Here is a 19621-nt window from a genome sequence, read left to right as displayed (position 1 = left end):
ATGACGCTCCTCGACATCACGGACCTCACCGTCCACCTCCCCGGGACCGCGCGCCCGGTCCTCGACTCGGTGTCCCTGCGCGTCGCGCCCGGTGAAGTCGTCGGCCTGGTCGGCGAGTCGGGCTCCGGCAAGTCGACGACGGCCAAGGCGGCCATCGGACTCTTCCCACCCGGCGCGTCCGCATCCGGCTCGGTCCGCTTCGCGGACACGGACGTCCTCGCGCTCACCGGCGAACAACTCCGCGCCCACCGGGCAGGCCCCGTCGCCATGGTCCACCAGGACCCGCGGGCCGCCCTCAACCCCGTGCGCCGCATCGGTGACTTCCTCACCGAACGGGGCGCGAGCCGGGCCCGCGCGGCGGAACTCCTCGAAGCGGTGGGTCTGACGTCCCCCGCACAGCGCCTGCGCCAGCGTCCGCACGAACTCTCCGGCGGCATGCTGCAGCGCGTCGTCATCGCGGGCGCCCTCGCCGCCGAACCGCGCCTCCTCCTGGCCGACGAGGCGACCAGCGCCCTGGACGTGACCACGCAGGCGGAGATCCTCGCCCTCCTGCGTACCCTGCGCGCCACCCGCGACCTGGGCCTGCTCCTCATCACCCACGACCTGCACCTGGCGGCGGCGTACTGCGACCGCGTGTACGTGATGTACGCGGGCCGGGTGGTCGAGGAACGCGCGGCGGACGCCCTGTTCGCATCCCCCGCGCACCCCTACACGAAGGGCCTCCTCGCCTGCTCCCCGACCCTGGGCGAGTCCGGCCCCCTCCGCCCGATCCCGGGCCGCCCCCCGTCCCTGACGGACACGTTCACGGGCTGCCCGTTCGTGGCGCGGTGCGGGGAGGCGGAGGAGGCGTGCGAGTCATGGCTCCCGCAACCACGGGTGCTGGCCGACGGCGGCTCGGCGACCTGCCGTGCCGTCACTGCTGTGGACGAGGTGCACCAAGGATGACGAAGAACCTGCTGAGGACGGACCCGCTGCCGAAGGCCCCCCTGACCACGGACCTGTTGAGGGCGGACGGCCTCACCAAGACGTACCCGCTGCCGGGCGGCGGCCACCACCGCGCGGCGGCGGACGTCAGCTTCGCCGTCCCCCGGGGTGGCGCCCTGGGGATAGTCGGCGAGTCGGGCTCGGGCAAGACGACGGTGGCCCGCATGCTCGTGGGCCTGGTCCGCCCGGACCAGGGCACGATCCGCATCGCGGGCGAGCCGCGCACCCCGCGCGCCCCGCGGGGGAAGTCCGCGCGGCTGGCCCGCGCCCGCGAGATCCAGATGGTCTTCCAGGACCCCTACATCTCCCTGGACCCGCGACTCACGGCCGACCAGTGCGTACGGACGGCCCTGCGCCTGCACGGCCGGGAGGAGAGCCTGGCGGAGGCGCTCCTGGACCAAGTGGGCCTCGGGGCCCGGGAGGCGGGCGCCCGCCCCAGGGAGCTCAGCGGCGGCCAGCGCCAGCGCCTCGCCATCGCGAGGTCGCTCGCCGTGGACCCGCAGGTCCTCGTCCTGGACGAGGCGGTCGCCGCACTGGACGTCTCCATCCAGGCGCAGATCCTGCGGCTGCTCGACGAGATCAGGCGGGACACGGGCGTCGCCCTGGTCTTCGTCAGCCACGACCTGGCCGTGGTCCAGCACGTCACGGACGAGGTCCTGGTGATGCGGCACGGACGGGTCGTGGAGCAGGGCCCCACCGACGGGGTCCTGAGCGCCCCCGAGGACCCGTACACCAAGCTCCTGCTCGCGTCCGTCCCCGGCGAGGGCTGGGACCCGGCGGCAGCGGTCCGGGCGAGGGCCGCCCTCTAGGGGGGGCAGCCCCGAAAGACATGAGCCCCGAAAAGGCAGGAGCCCCGCTTCCTCCGCTTGCACGGAGGAGCAGGGCTCCTTGGGTACTGCTCTCAATCTCCGGATCTGGTCACCGGAGCAACCACACGCCCCACTTGCGTGAGGCGCCCGATTACATCGGGGTGACGTTCTCCGCCTGCGGGCCCTTCGGACCCTGCGTCACGTCGAAGGAAACGGCCTGGTTCTCCTCGAGGGAGCGGAAGCCGTTCGCGTTGATCGCGGAGTAGTGGACGAAGACGTCCGGGCCGCCGCCTTCCTGGGCGATGAAGCCAAAGCCCTTTTCAGCGTTGAACCACTTCACGGTTCCGGTAGCCATAAGCCCTCCTTGGGCCAAAGGGTTGCCCTGCTCCAGAACCAGCGATTGTTTAAACAACTGCATAAGTCTGAAAACGACGAGAGCCTGCGGGGTCACATGCTCCGCAGGCTCTGTACTGCAAGGGAAACCAAACTGCAACTTGCGGCGAGCTTAGCACGCAGGCAGGGGAATGCAATAGGGGGCAAGATCACGTCACCCGGAGGTTTGACGAGGCCCCCAGTGGGGTTGACGAGGCGTGTCCGGGCCCCGGCGCCCGCACCGTACCGCAAGGGGGCTAGCCTCCCCGATGTGGACAATTCTCCCCTGAACGCCTTCGCGGGGGCAGGCGCCGAACAGCCGCACGACTCCCGTCGCATTCCCCGGCCGCGCGTCGGTCACATCCAGTTCCTGAACTGCCTGCCCCTGTACTGGGGGCTCGCACGGACCGGGACCCTCCTCGACTTCGAGCTGACCAAGGACACCCCCGAGAAGCTCAGCGAGCAGTTGGTCAGGGGCGAACTGGACATCGCGCCCGTCACCCTCGTCGAGTTCCTGAAGAACGCCGACGACCTCGTCGCCTTCCCCGACCTCGCGGTCGGCTGCGACGGTCCGGTCATGTCGTGCGTGATCGTCTCGCAGGTGCCGCTCGACCAGCTCGACGGCGCCCGGGTGGCGCTCGGCTCGACCTCCCGTACCTCGGTGCGGCTCGCGCAGCTGCTGCTCGCCGAGCGGCACGGCGTGCGGCCCGACTACTACTCCTGCCCGCCCGACCTGGGGCTGATGATGCAGGAGGCGGACGCCGCCGTCCTCATCGGCGACGCGGCGCTCCGCGCCAACCTCATCGACGGGCCGCGGCTCGGCCTCGACGTCTACGACCTCGGGGAGATGTGGAAGGAGTGGACGGGCCTGCCGTTCGTCTTCGCCGTCTGGGCCGCCCGGCGCGACTACGCGGCGCGGGAACCGGCCGTCGTGCGCGAGGTGCACAAGGCGTTCCTCTCCTCCCGTGACCTCTCCCTGGAGGAGGTCGGCAAGGTCGCGGAGCAGGCCGCACGCTGGGAGTCCTTCGACGCGGGCGTCCTGGAGCGGTACTTCACGACGCTCGACTTCCGCTTCGGCGGCGAGCAGCTCGCGGGCGTGACCGAGTTCGCCCGCCGGGTCGGCCCGACGACGGGCTTCCCGGCGGACGTGCGGGTGGAGCTCCTGGAGCCCTGACCCCGCGCGGTCAGGCGTGGGGGATCGGCGCCTGCATGTGCTTGCTGATCCACTGGATGGACCCTTCGGCCATGGCGGGGACGTAGGTATGCGCGTTGTGGCCGCCGCCCTGGATGACGTTGAGCCGCGTCTTCACGGGCCCCTTCCCGTACGCCTCGATGAACTTCCGCAGGTTCGCCTGCCCCGACTCCCGCGTGCCGATCTGGAAGGCGAGGTCGACCTCCGGGCCCCCGCGGTCGGCGAGGTGCCGGGCCAGCCGCTCCGGGTCGTTGGCCCGGCGTTCCTTCTCGTGGCCCGCCCAGAGCGGGGAGTCGGGGACGGTGTCCGGGCCGCTCGCGATCACGGCCCGGAACCGGTCCGGATGCTTCAGGACGGACTTCAGGCCGACGAAGCCGCCGGACGAGGAACCCATGAAGGCCCAGCCGTCACGGGACTTGAAGGTCCGGAAATTCGCCTTGACGAAATCGGGGACGTCGTCCGTCATCCACGTGCCCATTTTGGGTTGCCCCGGAATATCGCTGCCGTCGTAATAGTTCTTTGCGTCCGGATTGAGTACGGGCATCACCACGATGAACGGGAGGCTCTTTCCTTCCCGCGACCATCGGGCGATGCTGCTCTCCAGCTTGAGGTCGGTCCCCATCCAATAATTATTGGGATAGCCGTTGCCGCCGGGCAGCGCTATCAGTACGGGGAAGCCGCTGTCGGCGTACTTCGGGTCGAAGTACTGCTTCGGGGCCCAGACCCATACCTTGCCGGTGAATCCGGACTTCTTCCCCTTCAGTGTCGTCACACCGATCTTCGTGCCGTCGTCCAGGGTGCTCTCGGTGGTGAAGGCCGACTTCGGGCCGGTGGGCAGAAGCGTCTTCTCCGCCGCCGCGCCCTTCGCCTGTCCGGTGGCGCCCGAAGGGTTCGGATGGTCGAAGCTCAACGGTTCACCCTTGTCGGAGGAGCAGGCCGACAGGAGCAGCGCCGAGGCCAGGGCGGCGGCGGTCGCGGCGAGTGCGGCGGGGGAGGGGCGGCGACGGTTCATGGGGACCTCGGGGCGGGGCTGAAAGGGCTGATAAGGCCCAAAGCGGTCATTACTCACATGTAGAGGGGGAAGTGGGCGAGGGCGTTCCCTCGACGGCTCGCGCACTGCTCGCGCACTACGCTGATCCGCAGTGCTGAGTCGCGTGAGGTGTCCGGCGCCGCGCCTGGGGGAGGCCAAGGTCATGCATCCGCTCGAAGCCGACGAACCCACCGTGATCGGTCCCTACCGGCTGCTCGGCCGGCTCGGCTCCGGCGGCATGGGCCGGGTCTATCTGGGCCGCAGCGCGGGCGGCCGCACCGTCGCGGTCAAGGTGGTCCACCCGCACTTCGCGCTCGACGAGGAGTTCCGGGCCCGCTTCCGCCGCGAGGTCGACGCGGCCCGGCGGGTCGGCGGCGACTGGACGGCGCCCGTCCTGGACGCGGACCCGGAGGCGTCCGTCCCGTGGGTCGCCACGGGGTACGCGGCCGGACCCTCGCTCACCGAGGCGGTGCGGGAGGGCGGGCCGCTGCCCGAGCACTCCGTTCGCGTCCTGGGCGCGGGCCTCGCCGAGGCGCTGGCGCACGTGCACGGGCTGGGGCTCGTCCACCGCGACGTGAAGCCGTCGAACGTCCTGCTCACGCTCGACGGGCCGCGCCTGATCGACTTCGGCATCGCGCGGGCCACCGACGGCACGGCCTCGCTCACCTCCACCGGCGTCTCCATCGGCTCGCCCGGCTACATGTCGCCCGAGCAGATCCTCGGCAAGGGCGTCACGGGCGCGGCGGACGTCTTCTCGCTCGGGGCGGTCCTGGTGTACGGGGCGACGGGGCAGTCACCCTTCCCCGGGGACTCGTCGGCGGCCCTGCTCTACAAGGTCGTCCACGAGGAGCCCGAACTCAGCGCGCTGAGCGGCGACTTGCACGACCTCGCCGCCGCCTGTCTGGCCAAGGAGGCGTCCGCGCGCCCCACCCCGGAGGAGCTCGCCCGGCGCCTCGCCCCCGAGGGCGCGTCGGCGCTGGTGGCCGCGGGCTGGCTGCCGGGGCCCGTGGTGGAGCGGGTGAGCCGGAGCGCGGTGCGGCTGCTGGATCTGGACACGGGGGCGGGGGCGGGCGCGACGGGTGCGGGCGCGGTGTCCGTGAACGCGCCTTCCGGGCCCGTGGCGTTCAACACCCCTGCCGTGGAGGGCTCCTTCGGGCCGCCCGACCCTTCGTACGCCTCCTCTCCCGCCTACGCTGACGCGCCCCCTGCGCCCTCGGCACCCCCGGGGCCGGAACCCCGCTCCGAAGCGCGGGCGGACACCCGGCCGCCCGGCAGGTTCTCCGTCTCCGTGGCCGCGACCTCCGTGCCCGAGGGCCCGAACGGGCGCGGCCGCAAGGTGAGTTGCTCCGTCGCGCTCGCCGTGGCCGGGGCGCTGGCCGCCGTCACCGTCGGCTCGGTGTTCGTCTTCGGGATGCTGCCGGACGACGAGCAGTCGGCGGGCGACCAGGGCGCGGAGCCACCGGCGTCCAGCGCGCCCAGCACCCCGGGCGACTCCGCCGACGAGGGCCGGGTCCCCCCGGCCTACCTCGGCGAGTGGCGCGGCAAGGCCGACGCGAGCAACGGCACGATTCCCCTCGGTACGTTCACCGTCACCCTGCGCCAGGCGAAGCCCGGCGACCGGCTCGGCACGGTCCTGCAGCGCGACCCGATCGGCAACACGTGCACGGACGTCCTGACCCTCAAGTCGGCCTCGAAGAAGGAGGTCGTGGCGGAGGGCAAGGGCGCCGAGGGCAACGGCGGCCAGTGCGCGCAGACGCCCCACATGGTCCGGCTGCGCCTGGACGCGGCGGGCAGGACGCTCGCCTACACGTCGGACGACCCCGACGCGGGCGACCCTAGGGCGCGGCTGACGCGGGTGGAGTGAGGCTGCGCTTCCGCTTCTTGGCGTAGAGGTCGTACGAGCCGATGACGGCCAGTGCGCCCAGGACGGTTGCTGCGAGGCCCACCGCCCAGACGTACGGGTAGTGACTGCTGATCCAGCAGTATTCGCCCGCCGCGGAGCACGTGCCGTTCCGATGGCTGCGCTTCGGCCGGATCGTCGCCATCGCGATGGCGATGAGCATGAGCGCCGCGGACGCCCCCGGCAGCGCGACGACCGCCCACAGTGACGAACGCAGCTTCTCCTTGCGCCAGTTGGTGCGCAAGAGCGGTGTGATCGCGAGTGCGCCCGCCACGGGGAGGAGGAGCCCTGCCGTGGCTGCGAAGCCGTAGCCCTCGCCGGGCCAGTCCGGCGCGAGGTCGTGCCACATCTCCCCGGCCCAGCGGACGGGTCCGAGGATGAGTGCCGTGCACGCAACGGCCACACCGGCGAACACGGCGAATCCGAAGCCGAAGGAACGCAGCCGCGCCCGGAGGCCCCGCTTCCCCGACCGGCCCGAGGTCGTCCGTACCCCCGGCGCGTGGTCGTACCGCAGCGCGGGCCCCGCCGCGCGCCGCCGGGTCTTCTTCGCCGAACTCCCCACGGACGTCCGCCCTTTCACCGAGTCGCCGACTACAACGGAGTCGTCAGCGTGGAGATCTCGCCGTTGCCGAGGTGCAGCATGCCCTTGCCCGGCGCCACCGGGCCGCCGACCATGCTCCGCGAGATCCTGAGCCCGATGAGGTCGCCGCTGGAGCTGTCCTGCGGCGACAGCAGAATGCCGCGGCGCCCCTTCTTCGCGTCGACCTGCCAGCCCGAGAAGCCGCTGCAGACGTCCTCCTCGTCACCGGCGAGGACCAGGGCGAGACCCAGGTCGGCGCCGCGCTGGATGATCCGCTTGAACTGGCTCGCCGCGTCCGCGTCCTCAAGGATCTCGGCGTCGTCGATCAGGACGACGACCGGGTTCTCCGGGGACGCCTCCGCCTCGTCGATGAGCTCCTCGAACTCGTCCTCGTCGATGTCGTCCTCGGTGTACACCTTCAGCACGCCCTCGGTGCCTTCGAGCGCACGCAGCGGCGACTGGCGCGGGGCGGCGACGACGAGACGTACACCCTGCGTCCGGAACGAACGCGCCATGTTCATCAGGACCGTCGAGCGGCCCGACTTGGCCGGGCCCGCGATGACGAAGGCCGGTACGCCCTCCGCCAGGTCGGGGCCGTGGCCCATGACCTCGTCGCCGCCGATGCCCACCAGCGCCCACAGCTTGGAGCGCGAGGCGTCCGGGTCGCGCAGCTCCCAGGCCTCCTCGAAGGAGATGCGGCTGGGGAGCGTGTCGACGCGGAACGGGCGGCGGTGGCGCGGCACATCGGCGTCGCGGGCCGCGGCCTGCTCGCCGATCGCGGAGATCGCGGCGGCCTGCCCCTGGCCCGTGGAGTCCTCGGAGAGCAGCGCGAACTGCGTCTCCGTGCCGCTCTCGTTCTTGAAGGCGCGGCCCGGCGCGATCTCCTCGGGGACCTTGCGGGCCGGGATGCCGAGCATCGAGAAGTCGGAGCGGTCGGCGAGGCGCAGGCCGTACTTGTCCTCGGTGAGGGAGGAGATGCGGCCGACCAGGATCTGGCGGTCGCCCGTCATCACCATGTGGAGGCCGACGCTCGCGCCCTCCCGCATGATCGTCGTGATCTCGTCGGTCAGCGCACCGTGGTCGACCTCGCCGAGGGTGGGCAGCCAGCCCTCCCACCGGTCGAGCAGCACGACCAGGTGCGGCAGCCGCTCGTCCTCGGTGGCGTCGGCGCGCTGCTCGCCGATGTCCGCGTACCCCTTGTCGGCCAGCAGGTCCTGGCGGCGCGTGAGTTCGCCCTTGAGGCGGTTGATGAGGCGCACCACGCGCTCGGTCTGGTTGCGGCCGACGACGGCGCCGCAGTGCGGCAGTCGGGTCAGTGCGTTGAGCGCGCCGTTGCCGCAGTCGATGCCGTAGAGGTGCACGTCGGCGCTGGAGTGGGTGCGGGCGAGGGAGCCCGCGATGGTCCGGAGCACCTGCGAGCGGCCGGAGCGCGGGGCGCCGCCGATCATCAGGTGGCCGAAGTGCGCGAAGTCCACGACGACGGGGCGGCGCGCCTGGTCGGCGGGCAGGTCCTCGACGCCGAACGCGGCGGGCGTGAGCGCGCCGGGGGCCGTGCGGGGCGCCGGGGCCGGGATCTCGTCGAGCAGCAGCGTCTCGCCGAGCGCGGGCAGCCAGGGGCTGTGCTGGGCGGGGATGCCGAGGGACCTGTTGGCCTCGATGACCTCGTCGACCAGGACCTTCAGGTCCGTGATCTCCTCCTCCTCGCGGGCCTGGGCCTTCGGCTTCACCAGCGAGGCGCGGCCTAGGGCCGCCCAGTCCAGGGAGTCGACCCAGGGCGCGAGGAGCGCCGGGTCGGCTGCGCCGGGGCGGCGGCCACCGACGCGTCCCGACTGGAAGGGCACGAGGGAGGCGTGCCCGAGACGCACGTACGCCCGTCCCGGGGTGTTCTTGGAGATGTGCCCGGCCTCGGGGGAGTCGATGACGTCGCTGGACTCGGCGCCGTCCGTCACGCGCAGCGCGATGCGGAGGTTGGTGTTGGCGCGGATCTCGGGCGACACGACACCGGAGGGCCGCTGCGTGGCGAGCAGCAGGTGGATGCCGAGCGAACGGCCACGCTGGGCGATGTTGACCAGGCCCGTCACGAAGTCGGGCAGGTCACGCACCATCGAGGCGAACTCGTCGATGACGATGAGGAGCCGCGGCACGGGCGCGTGCGACGGGTCGCGCCGCACGAGGTCCTGGTAGTCCTCGATGTCCTTGGCGTCGGCGTCGGCGAGGATGTGCTCGCGCCGCTTCAGCTCGGCGCCGAGCGACTCCAGGGCGCGCTCGACGAGGTGCGCGTCGAGGTCGGTGACCATGCCGACGGTGTGCGGCAGCTTCACACAGTCCTTGAACGCCGAGCCGCCCTTGTAGTCGACGAGGACGAAGGTCATGTTCTCCGGCGTATTGGCCACGGCGAGCGCGGCCACGATGGTCTGCAGCAGCTCGGACTTACCGGAACCGGTGGTACCGGCGATGAGGCCGTGCGGGCCGTCCTTGCGCATGTCGATGCCGAAGGGCCCGTCGTACGACTCACCGATGACGGCCATGGTGGACTGCCCGCCCGCCTGCCACCTGGCGGTGATGGCCCCCGCCGTCGGCGGCTCCAGCTGCAGCACGTCGAGCAGTCGGCTCGACCCGGGCAGTGCGGAGTCCTCGGTCTCGCCGCTGATGTCGCGCAGCGGCGACACGGACCGTGCCAGGCGCAGGCACCAGGAGGGCGTCACGAAGTCGGGCCGTACGTCGCGCAGCCGCTCGGCACCGCTCATCTCGACGCGCAGCCGCAGCTCACGGGGTGCGCTGGACTGCTGGGGGTCGGGCGCGGTGGTGTGCCAGGCCTGGAAGGACGGGAAGCCGCCGGGGGCGTGCTGGGGCTGTGCGGGCGCGTTCGGCACGCCCTGGGGGACGGGACCGCCCGCGTACGCGTGGGGGGCCGCCTTCGGCTCGGCGACGACGAAGGCCTGGCACTCGCCGGGCAGAAACCGTTCTTCGGTGTCGAGGCAGAGCGCGTACATGTGCACCGCGGGACCCTCGCGCAGCAGCCGCACCACGCCGGGCAGCGACCGCAGCCGCCGCGACCCGTCCCACACCACGACGATGTCCGGGTCGGAGAAGTTCGCGCCCTGGCTCTTGTTGTCCTCCGCGGCCTTCACGCGCGCGTCGAGGATCTGGGTCAGCTCACCGATGCGGGCACCGACGGTCTCGGCGTCGGTCCCGATGAGTACGTTGATGTCCTGACCGCCCGAGGGCCGGGCGTGCGGCAGCCACCGCACCCAGTCCCAGCTCTCCTTCGACGTGGTCTCGGTCAGCACGTAGAACTGCACGTCCATCGGGCTGTGCAGCGTCGCGGTCTGCGCCACGGCCCAGCGCCCGAGCGCGGTCGCGGAGTCGTCGGGCCCCGCGATGCCGATGACGCCGAGACCCTTCAGCGGCAGGGCGACGGGCGCGTCCTCGATCTTCCACGTCACCTGCCGCCGGTGCTCGTCCTTCTCCGGGTCGTCCAGGACGACCTCGGAGGGCAGCTGCCCGGTGCCGAACCGGAGCAGCAGATGGTCGCCGTCGGTCCGCCGCCGCTCCCACAGCCGTGTACGGGGCCCGGTGCTCAGGGCGAGGACGCTGGCGGGGTCGGGCACGGCGTTGCGCCGGTCGAGCCGCTCGGCGACCAGGGCGTCCTGCGCGTCCTTCTCGATCCGCGCCTTGGTCTCCTTGTACTCCTTGACCTGCTTCGCATGGGACTTACGCCCGTGCTTCTTGTCCATGAAGTAGTTGCCGAACAGCATGATGGGACTCAGTCCCGCCATGACCAGGTAGTACCAGCGATTGAAGATCATCGCGGCGACGACGGCACCGACCAGCGGGAACAGCGCCATCAGCCACGGCAGCGGGCGCGCCTCGTACTCACGGGGAGGGCTGGGCAGCCGGAAGCTGGTCTGCCGCTCGGGCGGACGCAGCCGCGGGGGCCGGTTGTAGTCGAGCCCGGCACCGTCCTCCGACCACTTCAGGGCGGCGTTCGGGGGCGTGTACCTGACCAGTTCGAGAAGGGTGTTGCCGAGGGCGATCTGCGCGCCGAGCGGCCATACGACGGTGTCCTGCCGCCCCTTCGCCCGCTTGGCCCGCGCCTCCTTCCGCTCCTTCTTCTCCTGCCGCTCCCGCTTCTCCCGCGCCTTCCGGTCCTTCTTGGACTCTCCCTCGGGCGGGGCGGCCTCGATCGGCTCGTCCTCGTCCTTCTCTTCACCGAAGGGCGAACCGTCGAGGGTCACACCCTCCTTGTCCTTTTCGTCCCCGTGCAGGGTGGCTTGGCAGGTGCCGTCCGTTGCAACTGACAACGTGAGCGCGCGCCCGGCCATCTCCGGATCGTCGATGCGGATGTACGCGGCGGGCCCGCTCCCGATGTCGTACCGCCCGATGCCGAGCCGGTGCACGGAACCGGCCGCGGCCCCGCTCGCGACGCGCAGCTCGACGAGGCCGGAGGGCTCTCCCGGCAGACAGCCCGCAGGATCGTTGAGGCTGATGACGGCGCCCTCGCGCAGCGGCGAGGTGACGACGGTGGCGGAGGGGTCGACGGCGTACCCGTCGACATAGATCATCGGCGCGCCACCGCCCGGGGCCTGCTGCCCGTGCCCGATCGGGATGACCTGCGCGCCGCTGTGGCCGACCTGCCGGGCCAGTTCCACCGCGATGTCCTGCACGGTGGACTCGGGATCGGCGTCGAGAACCACGTCGGCGGTGCCCCCGCCGAACGGATCGACGACGGTCAGAGTCAGGCGCACGATCGTCCTCCCCGGAGCTGAACAATGCGCCTGACGATATCCGCTCCACCCTTCCCACAGGCAACGGCCCGTGCACGGGCTCATCGCGAAACCGCACGTATCCCTTCGCACCAGTTCGCACTCGCTCATAGCAGAGCTGTGACTGAACCGGGCTGTGATCCCATCCGCCCCACCCGTAAGCTGCTGGCGCAAGAGCGGAAGATCACACCATCCGCGTTACGGGAGCCACGGGGGTTGGCCCTGCGGCGAGTTGATTGGGAGAGAGCCTCATGGCCAAGGACCTTGATGTCACATATCAGGACATGCGTGACGCGGCCAAGCACGTGGTCAAGGAGAAGGACAAGCTCAACGAGAAGCTCGACGGGCTGAAGAAGTACATCAAGAACCTCGTCGAGACGGGCTTCGTCACCAAGAGCGCCTCGAAGGCGTTCGACGAGAACTTCGACGAGTTCGTCGAGGGCGCCAAGAAGACCATCGACGGTCTGGACGGCATGGGCGACTACCTGACGAACGCTGCCGACAAGTACGAGCAGATCGACGACGAGCTGGGCCGGGCCGCGAAGAAGTAGCCACGGCGTGGCCTCTTCGAGGGCGGGGGTGGCGGGAGGTCTCCGCCGCCCCCGCCCTCGGCGTTTCGCAGGCGAAAGGCCGAGGGGCCGAGGGGCCGAAGGAACGACGGCGTGACAGAGGGCGTGACAGAGAGGAAGGCTCGTGGGGGAGTACACGAGGATCGACGACCTGAACGTCATCCGGGAGATGGGTGTCGGCCTCGGGAACATCAAGGAGGCATTCGACGGTCTCGGAAAGCTGAAGGGCCAGTACGAGGACGATTTCGGCGAGCACGACCTCTCCTGGCAGTTCGGGGACTTCGTCGAGAACTGGGACAGCCACCGCGAGGAACTCGGGGAAGAGATCAAGCAGCTCTCCGATCTCGCGAAGGGCGCCGCCAAGACGTACGAAAAGATCGACAGTGAGCTCGCGAAGGTCCTGCGCGACTCCGACAAGAAGAAGAAGTCCTGATGGCGGGCGGACGCACCACGGACTGGCAGCCGCTGGCCGACCACGACCCGGTCCCCGGCGACCCCGACCGGCTGGAACAGCTGGGCCGAAAGCTCCGCAAGACGGCGAACGAGCTCGAACGCCAGGTACGCCACCTCAAGGCGGCGTCCGAGGTGGACTCCTGGGACAGCGACGCGGGCAAGGAGTTCCGCGAAAAGGCGAAGAAGTGCCGCGGCCGTCTGGAAGCCGCGCACAAGCGCTACAAGACGGTGGCCGACGCGGTCGGCGACCGGATCGTCGACCACGGAACCGACTACGAGGCGAACGCCTCGGCGCAGCCCGGCAATTACGCCACGGAACTCCAGCGCGCCCAGCGCATCGCCGAGGTCGCCCGGCAGCAGGCCAAGGACGCGGAGACCGAGAAGAGCGCCGCGAAGAAGGGCCTGGACGGCCTCTCCGGGAAGTCCGACAAGGACGACGACGGCGGCGGTGGCAAGAGCGGCGGCAAGAGCCCCAAGGAGAAGCTCGAGGACCGGGAAGAGGCCGCGGGGAAGTCCCTGGAGGCGGCCCGGAACAAGCTGCAGAAGGCCCAGAGCATCCGGGACGAGGCGGCGCGCAAGGCGCGGAACGCGATCGACGACGCGATCTCTGATGACTCCCTGAAGGACGGCTTCTGGGACGATTTCGCGGATGTCGTCGACGTCGTGGCGAACTGGACGGAGAACATCTCCAAGTGGGCCGGTATCGCCGCTCTGGCGGTCGGCTGGATTCCTGTCATCGGCCAGGGACTTGCGGGATTTCTGGGCGCCGTCTCCATGGTGGCCACCATCGTCAACATCGCGTGTACGGCGATCCAGGTCGGAATGGGCGACGAGTCGTGGACGGCGCTCGCCACGGCGGCGGTGGGGCTGTTGATGATGGGCGCGGGCAAGGCGATGTCCAAGGTCAGTGGGCGGTACGCCAAGGGTGTGCTGGACCGTATGAAGGCGGCCAAGAGCGGCAAGCTGACCGGACGGCAGTTCAAACGCACCCGTCAGAAGTTCAACCGTGATGCGGGAGTCGTCAAGGGGCTCGAGAAGGGCGACATCGGGAAGTCGATCCGCGAGCCTGTCACCGAACTCTTCAAGGGGTCCACTTGGAAAGATGCTTTCAAGGGCGGGTTCAGAGATTCGAAGGCAATGCTGAAGGAGCGCGGGGACGGTAACGTCTTCAAGGGTATCGGCAAGTCGATGACCTTGGCCGACTCATCCGCGGCAGCCTCGCTCAACGAAGCAAAGGTCTTGAGCAAGAGCCTGGGAGACGTCGGGTTCGATGTCAACAAGATGTCGCGCAGGGCGACGCAGCTGAGCGCGGCCGGCAGTGTAGTGACCGTCGGCGGTCTATTCTTCGACGAGGTGTCGTGATGGAGCAAGAACAGCAGAATTCGGACGGGATTTCCCCCGGCCCCGATGATGATTTCGTCGTCGAATTCGACTTCGCCGGGGGCTGGCTCGGGCTCACCCTCCACGAGGGCACTCGGGCGGAAGCGCGACAGGTGGCCGCAGACCTTGTGGAGCAGTTCAACCCGCTGCATCTGAGTGTCGGCAAGGCGGCGCTCCAGCAGGAGCTGGAGGAGCACGCCCTGTCGGTCTTCGAGTCCAGTCCGCTCCTGACCGCCGTCGCCTACACGGACAGCGGCGTGTTCCTGGCGGACATGTCCGTCCTCGCCTACGGAGAGGACGGAGTCACCAGGCCCTCCCCGGAGGAGTACCAGCACATGCTGCTGAAGTGGTCCTACGCCGAGGTGAAGGGCGACGCCGAGATCACCGAGGTCGAGCTGCCGATCGGCCCGGCCGTCCGGGTGCAGGCGGTGCTGGTCGAGAAGCGGCGCTTCGGCTGGGGCAAGAAGCTCAGCGAGTGCGTCCGGTACTGGGTCTGGCCGACCGGGAACGAGGCGATCCTGCTGGTCGAGGCCAGATGGCTCAACTTCGAGCGCACCGACGAGCTGACGGACCTCGTCGACCGCGTCATGCCCTCCCTGCGCCTCGTACCCGTCCCCGCGGAGCCCGACCCGGACCCCGCCCCCCAACCCCCCAGCGAGCTCTGAACATGCCTCTCCGTACCGAATGGGACACCCCGCCCGGCGACTACGCGATCCTCGTTCCCGCGGGCTGGTTCCAGCTGCACCTCGACCCCGACGAGCGCGACCGCGGCATCGCCGCGCTGGCCGACCGCCAGTTCGAGGGTATCGACAACGCGCCCGTGCTCAAGGAACGGCTGATGCGGGACCTGCAGAAGCAGGCGAAGGCGGCCCACCGCGAGGGCGGTGTCGAGCTCTACATCTCGCTGCTGACCGTCGAGGGCCTCCCGCTGGCCTCCTCACTCCTCGTGAGCCTGCTCCCGGACGGCTGGCCCGGCTGCGCCACCGCGCACGACCTGGCCCACCGACTCACGGAGACGGGCCGCCCCGCCGAGGTGCGGAAGCTGGACGCCGCGGGTGACGCCGTGCGAACCGAGAAGACCGAGTCCGCCGACCCCGAGCGCCAGATGGGCAACACGCTCGCGACGACGACCGTGACGTACCACGTCCCCGTCCCCGCGAGCCGCCAGTGGCTGACTCTCACCTTCTCCACTCCCATGGAGGGCCTGGCGGCACAGATGGTGGAGCTCTTCGACACCGTGGCCGGGACGCTTCACTGGGAGTAGCCGACGTCCGCGCGTGGTGTCGTCGCGGTTCGCGGAGTTGGTCCACGTCACCTGGGTTCCCTACTGGCACTCCCGTGCCGAGCTTTCGCCGCGGAAGGACTGCACCAGCCAGGTGCCGTGCTCGGTCTTCCTGAGCGTGGCGGTGTTCCTGATGAAGTCCTCGGGGCTCGGCTTCGTCGTGCGCGCCTTGCCCGTCTCGATGTCCTTGGCGAATGCCTTGGAGCGGTCCTCGCAATAGGTGACGACCGCGCGGCCGTCGTTGTTCTCCTCGACCTTCCGGTCGTAATACCGGTAGAGCCCGGTGATGGTGCGTCCTTCGGCCTTCGCGTTCTTGATTTCCGAGGCGTAGAAGGCGCGGGCCTCACCGTCGTAATAACGAGTCAGATAGCGCGAATTGGGGTCCAGGTCTATATAGATCCGTTGCCGGGCCATCAGCCCTTCGGCCTGTTCCTTGAGGATCTGGTCCTTCGCCTTGTCGCCTGTTGCGGCCGACTCGATTTCGACCTTCACGTCGGCCGGAAGGCCGAAGTCCGAGCCCTTGACGGATGAGTTGGGCGAGGTGGGCGAGGCCTTGGGGCTCTTCGAGGTCGAGTTCGTGCTCCGATCCGCCCCCTTGGCCTCGTCGCTCGATTCGGAACTGCCGCTGCAGGCCGTCAGGAGCAGGGTCATGGTCGCGGCGAGCGCGGCAACGATGGGCATGGTGCGGCGTTTCACGGTCGGCTCCCGGTCGGGCGAGGTGTGTCTACAACAGACCTACGTTATCTGTGTAGTTGTTGATCCCGCCAGGTTCAGTGGCGTCGTGTGGTCGGGGTGCTGCGTATGGGATTCGTATGTGACGCGTCAATTTCCTTAAGAGGGGCTCTGGGTGGGTGATAGCTTCGCCGTGCTTCGGAGGGCAAGGCGGAGGCGGGGCAGCCCTCCGGGGATTTATCGCGGGCTTTCCGGGAAATTGGATGGGTTGTGAGAATTGCATGGTGATTCGCGTCGGGGCGCGCATGAGGATTCGCGTGGCGCGAACCTCCGTCGAGGGCCAGCCAGGGGCGCGTGGGGCTGGAGTGGTAACTTCCTCTACAGGGGTGTAGTAGTTAGGATCCCCGGCGCGCGGCACCGGGGGAACGGGGGAGCGGGATGAGTGATCTGGCGGTCGACTACGCGGTGTTGAACCGCGTACGGCACAACCTCGACCACATCGCGGATCTGATGAAGCAGCCGGGCCGGGACATGGAGAAGGTCACCGGCGACGCGATGGGCGTGCCCGAACTCGCCCGGCGCATGGACGACTTCGGGGACGAGTGGTCGTACGGGATCAAGCGGCTGACGAAGTTCTCCGGGAAGGCGTCGGAGGCGCTGCTCAAGATCAAGGAGTCCTTCGAGAAGCTGGACGACGAGCTCGCCAAGGTCGGGGAGAAGGGGAAGAGCAAGGGCAAGGGGAGTGGTGAGTAACCATGGCTGAGGCTCGACTGGAGGACTTCCCGGCCCTGGGATTCGTGCCCTGCCCCGGCGACCACGCGATCGCCGACGACGTGGCGAAGAAGGTCGGCAAGACGGCGAAGGCGCTCGTCGAGATCTGCCATGTGCTGCACGGCACGGGCGTCGGCGACTGGAAGGGCAAGGCGGCGGAGGGCTTCCGGGAGAAGTTCGACGACGAGTTCCGCCCCAAGATGGACGAGGCCCGCGACTCCTTTCGCGATGCCGCCTCCGCCCTGACCGACTGGGCCGAGTACATGGAGCGCAAGCAGAAGGCCGCCGTGAAGCTGGAGGCCGAGGCGGCCGTGGTCAGCAAGGCGCTGAAGGACGCGTACGACAAGGCGGACGAGCTCAAGGACGCCGACAAGAAGGAAAAGGGCTCCAAGGGCTCCAAGGACCATGAGGACAAGGTCAAGGAGGCCAACCGGGCGGTGAACACCCAGGACATCGAACTGGAGGACCTCCGCCGCAAGGGCCGCAGGCTCAAGAAGAACTACCAGGAGTACGGCAAGGAGATCGCCGACCGCCTGAAGTCCGCGATGGACATCGCGCCGAACGAGCCCGGCATGTGGGAGAAGCTCGGCGACGCCCTGGAAAGCCTCGGCAAGGCGCTGGCCGACCTGCCGGGACAGCTGAAGGACGTCCTCGCCGACATCGGCGAGTGGATCCAGAACCACGCGGACTGGATCACCGTCGCGGCCTCCGTCATCGGCGTCATCGCGATCTTCTGCCCGGTGCTCGCGCCGTTGGCCATCGGGCTGAGTGCGGTGGCGCTTCTCTCGCACGCCTCGGCGTATGGGCTGAGCGGCCTTTTCCCGCCCACGGGCAACAACGGCCAGAACCTGGGCAACTGGCTCACGCTCGGCGGCGACGCGCTGGGCATGCTGCCCGGCGTCGGCGCGGCGAAGGCGGGCGTCATGGCCGGGGTCAAGGCGGGGCGGGGTGCCGGGGGCGCCGTCGCGGGCGCCAAGGTCGGCATCAAGACGGCGGGTACGACCGCGAAGAACGTGATGAAGGGCGCGGACCCGGTCGCCAAGGTCATCGACAAGCCCATCATGGCGGCGGCCGGCAAGCTCGGCGTCTCCCGGGGCGCCGCCCTGACCGCCACGGAAGGCGTCCAGGCCGCGGCCCAGCTCGCCTGGACGGCACCGACCGCGATCAATGCGTACGAGACGAGCAAGGGCCGGTACGACGCCGCGACCTGGGGCACCGGAGTGGCCAACATCGCCACGGGCACCGGCGGCGGCAAGTTCGGCGGCGCCGTGGCCATCGGCAGCGCGATCGGCCTCGGAGCTTGGGAGTTGACGGGCTGATGGCTACCGCCGAAGTCGACGGGACCGTCGGCGCCGAGACCGGTCCCGCCGCCCTCCCCGACGTCCCGGATCTCCCTGACTTCTGGTTCGAACTTCCCCCGGGTTTCACGGAGTTCGACCTGACGGAGGACCCCGAGGCGCGCATGCTCCGCATGGCCGAGGCGGTCGACCCGCTCTTCGCCGACGCCACGCCGCTGCAGAAGTTCAGCATGGTCCTGTCCGGTGAGTACGCGCTCCAGACCATGATCGCGGCAGGTGCCGAGCACGTGTCGGCCTGTCTGCTGCGGATGCCTGACGGCGGTCTGTCCCAGGGCACGTTGAGCGTGCTCGTCGAGCGGCCGGAGACCGGCCCGGAGAACCAGGACAGGCAAGGGTCGGCCAGGCGCACTGCCGTGCAGTGGCACGAGCAGCACCCGGATGCCGAAGTCGCCCTGATCATGCTGCCGTACGGCCCCTCCGCCCTCTGCATACGTGATCAGGACCTGCAGCTGCCCGGCGTGCTCTTCGGTCTTGACGATCCCATTCCCACGACGCTCCGGCAGGTACAGGTCTGCGTGCCGCTGAAGAGCGGTCCTGGGGCCGTGCTCTTCGTGTTCATGACCGAGCAGATCGGCTACTGGGACGAGTACCTGAAGATCCTCGGTGACATCATGAAATCGGTCTCGGCGGAACGGAGCGGCAGGCATGAGTAGCGCCCGGCCAGCGGGCGAGAACCGGTCCCGGCGTACGCGGCACCCCGTCGCGCTGGCGATCGGCATCGGCTGCTGCGTGCTCGCCGTGGTCGTGGGGACCTACCTTCTGGGCACCTTCGACTCACGCCTCATGGTGCCCGTGTGGATCGCGTTCGGAGCGATGCTGATCGTCCCGCTGCGGAAGCTGGGGGCCAGGGAATCCAGCGTGGGTGCGGCGCTGTTCATCGTCGTCGCCGCACTGTTCGCCGGGTACGGCGCCGATCTCGCCCGTGACGACGTGACCCTTCAGGTACGAGGCGAGAAGGTCGCGGCCACGGTCGCGAAAGAGCGGCAGGAGGGCGTCGGCAAGAGCCGCCGTTCCTCCTACGTCCTGGAGAGGCGGGACGGCACACGCGTTCCGGGCCCCGAGATGGCGACGGGCTTCGAGGCGTACGAGGTCGGCCAGGTCCTCACGGTCCTCGTGGACCCGGAGGGCGAGCTGGAGCCCCGTACGCCGGGCGAAGCGGATGCCACGGGCGAGCTGCTCAGCGCGGCAGGGGCCCTCCTCGCCGCCCTCGGCTGTGTCGCCTGGATGACCTGGCGGGGCTCGGTCGCGGCGCGCCGCGAGGAGGACGCCGGGACCTCCCCCACGCAGGACGAGCAGGAACAGAAGCTCCGCGAGGCCCTGCGCACGTCCCCCACCGACCGCCGCGGCTACATCAAGGTCCCCCCGGAGGACTACCCCGCCGTCTCCCACCGGCGCGCCGCCCGCATCGCCTGGGAAATGGGCCTGCGCGCGGAGGCGACGGGGAACCGGGGGTCGTGGCGGTTCGGGGAGAGCGTGGTGGTGGAGGTTCCGCTCGACTGAGCC

General features: G+C 69.9%; 18 protein-coding genes. 13 read left to right on the top strand and 5 right to left on the bottom strand.

The window, feature by feature from the left end; translation table 11 throughout:
• Together AC068B_RS35960 and AC068B_RS35955 are read left to right on the top strand one after the other, a co-directional pair.
• The gene (locus tag AC068B_RS35960) at nucleotides 1-945 is read left to right on the top strand and encodes an ABC transporter ATP-binding protein (RefSeq protein WP_478675704.1); all 945 of its coding nucleotides are present in this window, start codon (nucleotides 1-3) and stop codon (nucleotides 943-945) included.
• Nucleotides 942-1793, top strand: coding sequence for an ABC transporter ATP-binding protein (locus AC068B_RS35955; RefSeq protein WP_478675703.1), 852 nt, complete (start codon nucleotides 942-944; stop codon nucleotides 1791-1793). Before AC068B_RS35960 ends, AC068B_RS35955 begins: the two co-directional genes overlap by 4 nt.
• Nucleotides 1794-1944: 151 nt before the next feature.
• Here the strand turns inward: AC068B_RS35955 and AC068B_RS35950 are convergent, their stop codons facing one another.
• Nucleotides 1945-2148: a cold-shock protein gene (locus AC068B_RS35950; protein WP_006138897.1), complete on the bottom strand. Its 204-nt coding sequence runs from the start codon at nucleotides 2146-2148 to the stop codon at nucleotides 1945-1947.
• A gap of 354 nt (nucleotides 2149-2502) precedes the next feature.
• Between AC068B_RS35950 and AC068B_RS35945 the strand changes: the two genes are divergently transcribed.
• Nucleotides 2503-3339: a menaquinone biosynthetic enzyme MqnA/MqnD family protein gene (locus AC068B_RS35945; RefSeq protein ID WP_478675775.1), complete on the top strand. Its 837-nt coding sequence runs from the start codon at nucleotides 2503-2505 to the stop codon at nucleotides 3337-3339.
• Between the two features lie 10 nt (nucleotides 3340-3349).
• On the opposite strand, the gene AC068B_RS35940 is transcribed toward AC068B_RS35945, so the two are convergent.
• A complete protein-coding gene (locus AC068B_RS35940; RefSeq protein ID WP_478675702.1) occupies nucleotides 3350-4369 on the bottom strand; it encodes an alpha/beta hydrolase in 1020 nt (339 codons plus the stop codon).
• Nucleotides 4370-4550: 181 nt separating this feature from the next.
• On the opposite strand from AC068B_RS35940, the gene AC068B_RS35935 reads away from it, so the two are divergent.
• Nucleotides 4551-6251 carry a serine/threonine-protein kinase gene (locus AC068B_RS35935; protein WP_478675701.1) on the top strand — a complete coding sequence of 567 codons (1701 nt, stop codon included), beginning with the start codon at nucleotides 4551-4553 and terminating at the stop codon, nucleotides 6249-6251.
• On the opposite strand, the gene AC068B_RS35930 is transcribed toward AC068B_RS35935, so the two are convergent.
• On the bottom strand, nucleotides 6223-6849 hold the full coding sequence (locus AC068B_RS35930) for a hypothetical protein (RefSeq protein WP_478675700.1): 627 nt from the start codon (nucleotides 6847-6849) through the stop codon (nucleotides 6223-6225). The two genes, AC068B_RS35935 and AC068B_RS35930, sit on opposite strands and share 29 nt — an antisense overlap.
• 29 nt (nucleotides 6850-6878) lie before the next feature.
• Nucleotides 6879-11615, bottom strand: coding sequence for an FtsK/SpoIIIE domain-containing protein (locus tag AC068B_RS35925; RefSeq protein ID WP_478675699.1), 4737 nt, complete (start codon nucleotides 11613-11615; stop codon nucleotides 6879-6881).
• 269 nt (nucleotides 11616-11884) lie between these two features.
• On the opposite strand from AC068B_RS35925, the gene AC068B_RS35920 reads away from it, so the two are divergent.
• The 5 genes from AC068B_RS35920 to AC068B_RS35900 all read left to right on the top strand — a co-directional run bounded on the left by AC068B_RS35920 (nucleotide 11885) and on the right by AC068B_RS35900 (nucleotide 15299).
• Nucleotides 11885-12184 (top strand): WXG100 family type VII secretion target, encoded by a 300-nt coding sequence (locus AC068B_RS35920; RefSeq protein WP_063792492.1) that lies wholly within the window; start codon nucleotides 11885-11887, stop codon nucleotides 12182-12184.
• A 142-nt stretch (nucleotides 12185-12326) separates the two neighbouring features.
• On the top strand, nucleotides 12327-12635 hold the full coding sequence (locus AC068B_RS35915) for a hypothetical protein (protein WP_478675698.1): 309 nt from the start codon (nucleotides 12327-12329) through the stop codon (nucleotides 12633-12635).
• Entirely contained in the window at nucleotides 12635-14017 is a 1383-nt protein-coding gene (locus AC068B_RS35910) for a hypothetical protein (RefSeq protein WP_478675697.1), read from the top strand. Before AC068B_RS35915 ends, AC068B_RS35910 begins: the two co-directional genes overlap by 1 nt.
• Complete coding sequence (locus AC068B_RS35905; RefSeq protein ID WP_478675696.1) at nucleotides 14017-14700, top strand: hypothetical protein; 684 nt, start codon at nucleotides 14017-14019, stop codon at nucleotides 14698-14700. Before AC068B_RS35910 ends, AC068B_RS35905 begins: the two co-directional genes overlap by 1 nt.
• Nucleotides 14701-14702: 2 nt before the next feature.
• The gene (locus tag AC068B_RS35900; protein ID WP_478675695.1) at nucleotides 14703-15299 is read left to right on the top strand and encodes a hypothetical protein; all 597 of its coding nucleotides are present in this window, start codon (nucleotides 14703-14705) and stop codon (nucleotides 15297-15299) included.
• Nucleotides 15300-15359: 60 nt separating this feature from the next.
• Here AC068B_RS35900 and AC068B_RS35895 read toward each other — a convergent pair whose 3' ends face one another.
• Nucleotides 15360-16013 carry a hypothetical protein gene (locus AC068B_RS35895; RefSeq protein WP_478675694.1) on the bottom strand — a complete coding sequence of 218 codons (654 nt, stop codon included), beginning with the start codon at nucleotides 16011-16013 and terminating at the stop codon, nucleotides 15360-15362.
• A 414-nt stretch (nucleotides 16014-16427) separates the two neighbouring features.
• Here AC068B_RS35895 and AC068B_RS35890 point away from each other — a divergent pair, with 414 nt between their 5' ends.
• From AC068B_RS35890 to AC068B_RS35875, 4 genes are read left to right on the top strand one after another with little or no spacing between them, the layout of a single operon-like run.
• Nucleotides 16428-16742, top strand: a complete 315-nt coding sequence (locus AC068B_RS35890) for a hypothetical protein (RefSeq protein ID WP_356251996.1) — start codon at nucleotides 16428-16430, stop codon at nucleotides 16740-16742.
• Nucleotides 16743-16744: 2 nt separating this feature from the next.
• Entirely contained in the window at nucleotides 16745-18079 is a 1335-nt protein-coding gene (locus AC068B_RS35885; RefSeq protein ID WP_478675693.1) for a putative T7SS-secreted protein, read from the top strand.
• Nucleotides 18079-18771 carry a hypothetical protein gene (locus AC068B_RS35880; RefSeq protein ID WP_478675692.1) on the top strand — a complete coding sequence of 231 codons (693 nt, stop codon included), beginning with the start codon at nucleotides 18079-18081 and terminating at the stop codon, nucleotides 18769-18771. The genes AC068B_RS35885 and AC068B_RS35880 overlap by 1 nt, the downstream gene beginning before the upstream one ends.
• Nucleotides 18764-19618 carry a hypothetical protein gene (locus AC068B_RS35875; protein ID WP_478675691.1) on the top strand — a complete coding sequence of 285 codons (855 nt, stop codon included), beginning with the start codon at nucleotides 18764-18766 and terminating at the stop codon, nucleotides 19616-19618. The genes AC068B_RS35880 and AC068B_RS35875 overlap by 8 nt, the downstream gene beginning before the upstream one ends.
• Nucleotides 19619-19621: the final 3 nt, after the last annotated feature.

The sequence above is a fragment of the Streptomyces sp. NPDC042371 genome (genome assembly GCF_056437465.1).
Note: the sequence above shows the minus strand (reverse complement) of the source record. Positions and strands in the feature narration are given on the sequence as shown.